General features: G+C 70.9%; 7 protein-coding genes. 3 read left to right on the top strand and 4 right to left on the bottom strand.

Features of this window, described 5'->3' with window-relative positions:
* Window positions 1-669 precede the first annotated feature (669 nt).
* From ABZY91_RS06055 to ABZY91_RS06065, 3 genes are all read left to right on the top strand, one after another.
* Window positions 670-960, top strand: a complete 291-nt coding sequence (locus ABZY91_RS06055; RefSeq protein ID WP_355400121.1) for a hypothetical protein — start codon at window positions 670-672, stop codon at window positions 958-960.
* Window positions 961-1,563: 603 nt separating this feature from the next.
* Complete coding sequence (locus ABZY91_RS06060; protein WP_355400123.1) at window positions 1,564-1,917, top strand: ML domain-containing protein; 354 nt, start codon at window positions 1,564-1,566, stop codon at window positions 1,915-1,917.
* 1,014 nt (window positions 1,918-2,931) lie between these two features.
* Window positions 2,932-3,099 (top strand): hypothetical protein, encoded by a 168-nt coding sequence (locus tag ABZY91_RS06065; RefSeq protein WP_355400125.1) that lies wholly within the window; start codon window positions 2,932-2,934, stop codon window positions 3,097-3,099.
* A 436-nt stretch (window positions 3,100-3,535) separates the two neighbouring features.
* On the opposite strand, the gene ABZY91_RS06070 is transcribed toward ABZY91_RS06065, so the two are convergent.
* The 4 genes from ABZY91_RS06070 to ABZY91_RS06085 form a co-directional block, all read right to left on the bottom strand.
* Window positions 3,536-3,802: a hypothetical protein gene (locus ABZY91_RS06070; protein ID WP_355400127.1), complete on the bottom strand. Its 267-nt coding sequence runs from the start codon at window positions 3,800-3,802 to the stop codon at window positions 3,536-3,538.
* A gap of 795 nt (window positions 3,803-4,597) precedes the next feature.
* Complete coding sequence (locus ABZY91_RS06075; RefSeq protein WP_355400129.1) at window positions 4,598-5,152, bottom strand: RICIN domain-containing protein; 555 nt, start codon at window positions 5,150-5,152, stop codon at window positions 4,598-4,600.
* Between the two features lie 364 nt (window positions 5,153-5,516).
* Window positions 5,517-5,927, bottom strand: coding sequence for a hypothetical protein (locus ABZY91_RS06080; RefSeq protein ID WP_355400131.1), 411 nt, complete (start codon window positions 5,925-5,927; stop codon window positions 5,517-5,519).
* A 605-nt stretch (window positions 5,928-6,532) separates the two neighbouring features.
* Window positions 6,533-7,567 carry a hypothetical protein gene (locus ABZY91_RS06085; protein WP_355400133.1) on the bottom strand — a complete coding sequence of 345 codons (1,035 nt, stop codon included), beginning with the start codon at window positions 7,565-7,567 and terminating at the stop codon, window positions 6,533-6,535.
* Window positions 7,568-7,958 lie beyond the last annotated feature (391 nt).

Consider the following 7,958-nt stretch of genomic DNA (forward strand, 5'->3'; position numbering starts at 1 on the left):
AACCGCGCGCGGCCACGCACACCGTGTGCCCGCACCGGCCCGTCCGGCCCCCGCACCCACGCTCGCCCACCCGGACGACAGCGACCTGCAGCCGGACGCGGTGCTGCGCGCCACCTCCGATCCGGTACGCCGCTTCGGCACCCCGGACCGCACCGACGACCTCGCCCTCTCCTTCGGACCGGGCTGGACGACGTCGTCCTGGTCCACGCCGGGAGGCCGCCGGCGTTCACCAGCTGCACCACCACGGCACCCGTGTCGGCTGGGCCGCGCCGCTCGCCGACGGCCTGTGGGGCTCGGGTGGTTGGATCGCGGTGCCGCACCTGGTCGACGGCCGGGCTGAGCCGCTGCTCGCAGGCCTCGGCCGGCCCCGCTTCCACCGCGAGCGGAGCGAGGCCCTCGACGCCCCTCCGAAGCGCCCGTCTCACACCGCGGGCCACCGCCGCGCGACCCGCAGACGGTGCCCGCCCGACCCCCCGGACCTCCGGGTGGATCGGCCCTCGTGCGGCCGCGCCCGGCCTGGTGACGGTGCCTCGCGACCCGGTCCTGCGCGGCCTGCCCGACAACGACGCCCACCGACCGCTCGACCCGGCCGTCTTCGGCGACTACTGGCAGCCGCTCGGCTGGACCGTGCAACCGGACGTGTGACTGGTGACGGCGGAGGGCCACACGGTGGGCTGGGTCGAGCGCGGCGTCGTCGGCCCGGCCCGCTGGGTCGCGGTGTACGAGGCCTACTTCCTCGGCCACCCTGCCACCCAACAATTCTTTCTGCATGACACCCCCGAACAGGCCGCCCACACCGTCATGAAGGCATACCTGCAACAGGTGTATCCGCCCCCCGGCGGTCGGGCCCGGCCGCCGTTCGCGAATTACACGGCCGGCCCCGAGGCGGCTACCGTCGGAGACCACAGGCCCGGCCCGGTGCCGGGGAAGCGCAGACCAGAGATGGAGTGGTGGGGATGAGCGCCCAGCCCGCCTAGCGGGACGACGACCTCACCTGCAAGACCGAGCCCGCCGACACACACACCGGCGCCGACACGGCCACGGACACCACAGCCACCCCCGCCGACAGAACATCGGCCCAGGCAAGCGGCACGCGGCGACGACGACCCACTCGGCCCCTACTCCTCCACGAGGCGGTCCTCAAGGCGATCGACGGCCGGTGAGCGCTCTATGCCGGCCTTCGCCGGGCGCAGGGTCCTGCCGGTGCCCGGGATCGTCACCTTGGCCAAAGGGGGTACGTGGCGAGCCGTTCCGCAAGACGAGAGAGCGGTATCGCGGGTTGGGTGAGGACTGTCCCAGGTCGGGTGAGAATTCCGCCCACGTCCGGCCGTCCGCCCGCTGTTTGCCCGCCCTGGCCGTCTCCGGGGGACGGGCGGCCATCTCGGTGAGCACTCTGCGGCCCGGGCGTGCGGGGCTTCGTACCACCCTGCCCGAACTGGCGTTCCGTCACCGGTTCGGGGGTATCTCGGCGCCTTCGCCCTGTGAGGCACCGCCCGCTCTTCTCGTCCCAGTACGGTGCTCGTGCCAGTGAACGACCATCAACTCCCGGGAGCGAAATACCTCATGACCGTCTGGAACAGCACGGGACCCGCCGACAACGACTTCCGCGTCGACCAGGTCACCCTGGCCCCCGAGACGCCGGCCAAGGGCGAGGACATCGCGGTCACCCTGACCGGCACCCTGGAGCGAGAAATCACCGGCGGCACATTCGATGTGACGGTGAAGTACGGCAACATCACCATCCACAAGGACTCGGCTTCCCTCGCCCCCGCCGCGCCGGGCCCCTACACCGTGGCGGCGCAGGTCTCCTCCACCACCAAGGACGTTCCGTCCGGCGATTACCACGCGCACGCGGTGGTCCTCGACCATAACGGCACCGAACTGGCCGGGGTGGCGATCACCTACCCCCTCTCCTGACACCCGGCCCGGATCGCCACTCCCACCGCACGGGAGCGGGGCTGCTTCCGGAGGCGACGACCATCCTGGCGGTCTTGTGCTGCTCCTGGTCGGGCTCGGCGGAGTCGGCCAGCCGCGCCCGCCGTGTCTGGCCGGTTCTTCCTTGTCACCGCACGGGTTCGACTCGCGGGCGGCCGTTGACGGGGTCCGTCTGCGGGCTGGGCTCAGTCGGCGGTCCAGCTGACGGCTACGAACCCGTGCGAACCGTTGTCGTTGCCATTGCCATTGCCATTGCCGTGGCCGCTGGTGCCCCGGGTGTCGGCCAGACTCGTGCCGGGATCCTGGGGGCGGTGGCGAGGCCGCCGGTCCCGTGGCTGGTGTCACCGGTTTCGCTGCTGGTGTACTTCGGCGAGCCGCCATCGGTGCCGGGCGCGGTGCTACCCGCGTCAGCGCACGTCCCGAGACCGCCCTTGCCGCCGCCCGGGTGCAGGTTCTCGTCCGTTCTCGCCCCAGTCGCCGCCCGCGCTCGCGAGGCCGCCCAGGACACCGAGCAGAGGGCCGACGCCGCGTACCGCCAGCTCGCCGGAGCGGCCGCCGACCCCCTCTACACCGCCCGGGCCCGCGCCGGACTCCACACCCTGACCGACGACGACCACAGGGCCGTCCGCGAACTCACCCGCCACCTGGACCTCGCCACGACGCGCCAGGTCGTGAACTGGTCGAGCGCACCCGCGCCGCGGCTCTCGCCCTGCGCGGCGAGCAGGGCCACGCCGACCCGGCCTGTCGTACGCCCGGCTCGGCCGGGCGGAGTCTGGTGCATGCAGGTGGTGGCCGACCAAGTAGGCGCTCCCCTCGCGGGCAACGGTGCGAGGGAGGAAAATTCTGATCCTGCCACCCGACCGTTCCAGGCTTCGACGGGGCGCCGGTGGTGTGGCTGCCGCGCGGTAGCGGCCGGCCTCCACCGTCGTGATCAACCCGACGACTTCCCGACTGCCGATCCTCATCGTGGTCGCCGGCGCAGTGTCAGCAGCCCTCATGACCCCCACTCACGCTGACGACAACTTCGCCTTCGAAAGCACCGCTCAGCAGCGAACCATCGGGGTCGGAGCCTCGAATCACAACTACACCGAGTCGGTCGACGGATCGGACTACATTGCGATCCACGAGGAGAACGTCTCGGTCACCTTCGCCGAGCTCTGGTAGCGCCCAAGCAGTGCACGGGGCGGGGAACGTCACCTGGCAATCGGTCAAGCTCACCTGTCGGAGAACAACCGCTGCAGGTCTGCCGGAAGCGGACCAGTGGAGGGTGTTCCACCGTTCGGCGATCCGCGGCCACTTCTGGTGGTCGGCCTGGGCGGTGAGTACCGAGTGGTCGTGCTCAGGCTCCTCCAAGGCCAGGCCCCGGATGTGGTGAAGTCGCTTCAACGCCTAGTCTGCGGCCCGGTTGTCCACGGGCGGCTCATCCGGTCCGCGTTCCGGCACACCAGGGCCCGGTGGAAGCGGGCCGTGTCCGGGTGGAGCTTCAGGTGTTCGTTCTGGGTGGGGCGGCCAGCGGGTGGGGCAGCGATTCGATCGCTGCCCCACCCGGTCCGCTCCCGAAGGGCGCAGGCCGCCGCCTGGTCGCCTCGCTCTGTGCTGGTCAGGGCTCGACGAAGTTGACCGACGCCACATGGTGTCGTGTGCCGAAGTTGGTCTTGCTCCGCGCGCCGACGGTCGCGACGGGGTCCCCGGATGTGTCCGGGGAGGTGTACAGCTCGGCGTCGAGGTCGGTGTTGTTGGCGGCACCGGCAGCCCCGAACGGCACCGGTAGCGCCACGGTTCCTCCCGCAGACGCGGGTACCGGCACGGCATCGCCGGTCTGGTTTTGTTCACTCCACAGTTCCAGACCGGGCTGGACCACTCTCATCGGAGATCTTCCTGTTCTGCTGGGGTGCCGCTCACGCGCACATCCTTGAGGTAGGGCACCGGGCGGAACACAGACCGACCCCGCACCGGTACCCGGGCAGTCCACAGATCCCCCGGCCGCCCACCCTCTACTCCACACGTCACCCCGATGCTCCGGCAGCAATTCCCCGGGAGCACTGTCGGGCCCGGGCAGCGTGCCGGACCCGGTGGCCTGCCTGACCGGCACCCTGGATCGGCCCCGCGACATCCTCTTCGGTGTCGGCCACCCGCTTCGGGTGGCCGGCACGGGCCGGACGGAGAAGCTGTGGTTGTTCGAGGAGTTGCCGGCCGGGACGTCCTGCGTGCCGATCGTCGGGGGCGGCGGTGATCCACCGGCCGCGCCCCGACGCCCAGCGAGGGGCTGGGCCCGAGGGGCCATCACCTCGGGCCCTTCCAGCGGGTGCGGGGAGACCGGCCGGGAGCGTTGGAGCCGCCCGATGTGGGGTCCTTCCCCGAGATCGCGGCGCTGGCCGACCTGATCCTCAACCCCCGACGGCCGCCGTCGGCCCCAAGGAGCTCCCGGAGCCACCGGTGCCGTCCCTCTGAAGGTGGCCGCCCCGCTGCTGGAGGGCTTCGCCGCGGTCCTTGCTCCGCGCACCCGTTCAGCGCAGCATCCGGTCATCCGACCGCGGTCGCCCCGCCACCCCCGAAGAGGGCGGGAACCGCGACAGCACAGACCGTGCGGCATCCGGAGCTCATGACGACGCACCATGACCAGCATGATTTCTCATCACTTGATCAGCGTCGAAGGCGACTCCTAGTAGTCGACGGGACTACGGGAGCCCGGCGTGAAGACGAACCACTGCTGGTTCTTCCCGTTCCAGCAGTCCCACTGCTGCATACGGACGCCGTTGAAGTACCCCGGGCCCCAGAGGGACACGCCGCCGGGGACGTCCAGGCACTTGCCGCTCCAGACGTTGCGCAGGATCTCTCCGCCGCTCGTGACACGGGACCACTCCCATTTCTGGTTGGCACCGCCGTTGCATTCCCACTGCTGGGCGAGGGCGCCGCTCGCCGTACTCCAGCCGCCGATCTCCAGACACTTGCCGGTGTGCTGGTTGACCAACTGACCACCACCCGGCGCCCGCCAGCTCTGGTTGTTACCGCCGTGGCAGGACCACTGCTGGACGGGCGCGCCGTTGTCCGTGCTCCAGCCTGCGACCTCCAGGCAGTGCGGACTGGAACCGCTGACCAGAACGAAGGTCCCCGGGTTCACTTCCGGGCGGTCGCCGGCGGCGGCGCCGGGTACGCCGACGGTGAGCGCCAGGCCGGCGCTGACGACGAAGACGGCTATGCGGGACTTGGAAGCCAAGGTCGTGATCCTCTTCAGGCAGAAATGAATGCTGAGATCGGCGCGCCGTACACAAGCGCCATCGCCGCCCGGCCGCCGAGCGGTCACGCTAGTGGACCGGGCTTTCGGCCGGCGTCATCGGGGGCCACCCGATGATCCGCAGGAGACGGCCCGGGAGCCTCGGTCCAACGCTGACTCAGACCGTGGTCTGCCGGGCAGAACCAAGCTGGACGCGGGCCTCGTGAGCGGCCCTGGCCGCGATCGGGTCGATGTCGGTCCGGCGCTACCTCTACGCCGCCCACCCCGCGCGCAGGTCCACCTGGTGGCGACAGGACCGGCCGTCGTCTCTGTCGCGCACCTGCGCACGACAGCGTTCACCACCGTTCTATGCGGGGCGAAGAACGGGGTCGATCGCGGTCAGGGCTTCGTGCAGCCGACGGGCCCCCAGGGCAACACGGTCGTCAGAGTCCTCCAGTATCTCCTCGCACAACTGCATCGCACTGTCTCGCTCTTCGAAGTAGATGCCGAACACATCGCGGATCGCGGTGTGGATCCAGTCGCCGTGATTCGCGTTGGCGACCGCCAGTGCGGAGGCGACGATCGTCAGCCCGATCCGGTCCCTTCGCCGGAGCACGGCTACCGCAGTCACCTGCGTGACGAAGGTGTCACCCGGGTCGAGCACGAGCTCCAGCAACGGCCCCTGGGCCTCCTCCATCTCGGCGAAGCCCGCCAGGCCGTGACCGGCATCCGCCCGGTCACGGTAGTCCTGGCTTCGCCCGAGCTCGACGAGCGCCACGACAGCGGCATGCCGCCGGTCACTCTCCATCCACGTGCCCCCTGCCCCACGATTTCCGGTCAAGGTATCACCGGGGTCACCCTCCAGATGATCGCTGGGACGAGCCCTGGCGGATCAGTCCCAGCCGGACGCCGGCCGGTCGACGCGGCCGCCCGTGTGGGACCCGCACGTAGTCCTCGGCTCCGTGGGGAAGATCAGCAACGCATGCTGCCGAGTAGGCGTTGACCAGGAGGGCAGGAGCATCGGTAGCCACCCGCAGGGAGATCCGTACCTGATGGAGCCCACCCTGTTCGATGGGCCGGTCGCAGACACTGCAACCGTGAATGGTTGTCGCCCCCCATCGGCGGGCATCGAGCCCTGCCAGGTTGAGGCCGGCGACGGCGTCTCGCGGGGCTGGAGTCGGGGGAGGAGCGGACGCACCTTGTAGTTCCCGAACAGTGCGCGCATGCTCACCGTGCTTCCGCCCAGCCCGGAGCATCTCGTGATCGCGTAGGGAAACCGCTGCAGCCCGTACGAGGTGTAGGGGGGTGAACTCCGCCGGCCCCGGGAGCACGCACTCGCTCTACCCCGCCAACGTGCCGGTACGGCAGGCGATGAGAGTGGGATCACGCTCCGTCGAGCGGGAGGAGGTCGGGGTAGACGTCCTGCCAGCGGTAGCGGCGGCAGTGCAGGTGCCAGTAGGCGTAGCCGGTCATGTACCGGTCGAGGTAGGGGCGTTGCTCCTCGGTGGCGAGGCCCGTGATCCGGCGGTGGGCGGCCAGGCCGCCGTCGAGGGTGCGGCGGTAGGCGGTGAGGTAGGGGATGTCCTCGCGCACCGCCTGCCGGTACACCCGGCTGACGGCGAAGTCCGCGCCGTGCACGGCCTCCTTGTAGCAGGACAGCACGTCGTTGACATCGTTGAGGAACGCGACGCACGAGCTCATCGCCGCCGCCCAGAACACCCGGTCTCGGTGGGCGGCCAGGCAGGGGTCGGTGAACTGCAGGGTGGAGAACCAGAATTGTGAGAACCCGTTGAAGACGCGGACGTAGTCGCTGTCCACCCCGTCGGACGCCTCCGGATCGAACTCCGCCTCCATCAGCACGCCGATGAGCGCGTTGTGGAAGAACGTCTTGAAGACGGCGAGGAAGGTCGGCTCGCAGAACGGCGCGATCTCGTGGAACATGTGCCGGACGTAACGGGTGTTCGGCGAGGCCGGGAGCGCCTCGGGCAGCAGGCCGGCGCGCAGCATGGCCGCCGCCTCGTCCGGATCGTGGCAGCACACGTCGTCGGCGTTGGTGCAGAACACCCAGATACGGTCGACGGCGAGGGCCAGTGCGTCGTCGGCGATCGGCACCATCAGGGCGCGCATCTGCGTGATGTTGCGGACCGTGGCGGCCGGGAGGTCGACGCCGAAGGCCGCCAGTTCGGCGGTGAGCAGACCGGCGTCGGCGGCGGCCTGGGCGAGGTCGGCGGGCGGCGCGGCGAAGGAATCGGTGCGGGCGATCATCTGCTCGACCAGGCCGGAGGCCAGGACGCTCGCGATCATCGCGCGGTGGCGCGGATCGGGGATCGCGTCGAGGCCGCGCCGCGCGGTGTGGCGCAGGGTGTCGACGCCGGGTGGCCGAGGGTGCCGGAGCAGGGGGCGGACGGTCGGGTCCACGCGGTGTCCTCGCTGTTCCTCGAAGGCCATGGGGCCGACGGGCGAGCCCGTCCGCCCCGGGAACCCGGACGACGGTTCCGGGGATCCGTTCCGTGACTACCCGCGCACCGCATTCGAACAAACCGGGAACCGCGGCACCTCCGGCTCGGACCACCTGTCGACCGCGGGTGCACCTGGCCCGTCATGGGAACGCGCCGTTCAGTTGGTGGGTTCGGCCGTTTCCGGCACCGACCGCAGATGGCGCCTGTCCGTCCCCGTCTTCGGGAGGTCCAGCACGGCGCTGCGCCTTCCGTTGTCGCGGGGCCCGGGCCCGGGGCGCCCCCGGGGCCAGCGGGGGGGGGGGGGGGGGGGTCCGGAGGGGGGGCCCCCGGGGGGGGGGGGGCGGCCGGGG

This window comes from Kitasatospora sp. NPDC002965, from assembly GCF_040611255.1.
Lineage (GTDB): Bacteria > Actinomycetota > Actinomycetes > Streptomycetales > Streptomycetaceae > Kitasatospora.

What these genes read in the sequence shown, in the direction of transcription:
- ABZY91_RS06060 (WP_355400123.1), top strand. Translation starts at nt 1,564, where the DNA reads ATGACCGTCTGGAACAGCACGGGACCCGCCGACAACGACTTCCGCGTC.
- ABZY91_RS06070 (WP_355400127.1), bottom strand. Translation starts at nt 3,802, where the DNA reads ATGAGAGTGGTCCAGCCCGGTCTGGAACTGTGGAGTGAACAAAACCAG.
- ABZY91_RS06065 (WP_355400125.1), top strand. Translation starts at nt 2,932, where the DNA reads ATGACCCCCACTCACGCTGACGACAACTTCGCCTTCGAAAGCACCGCT.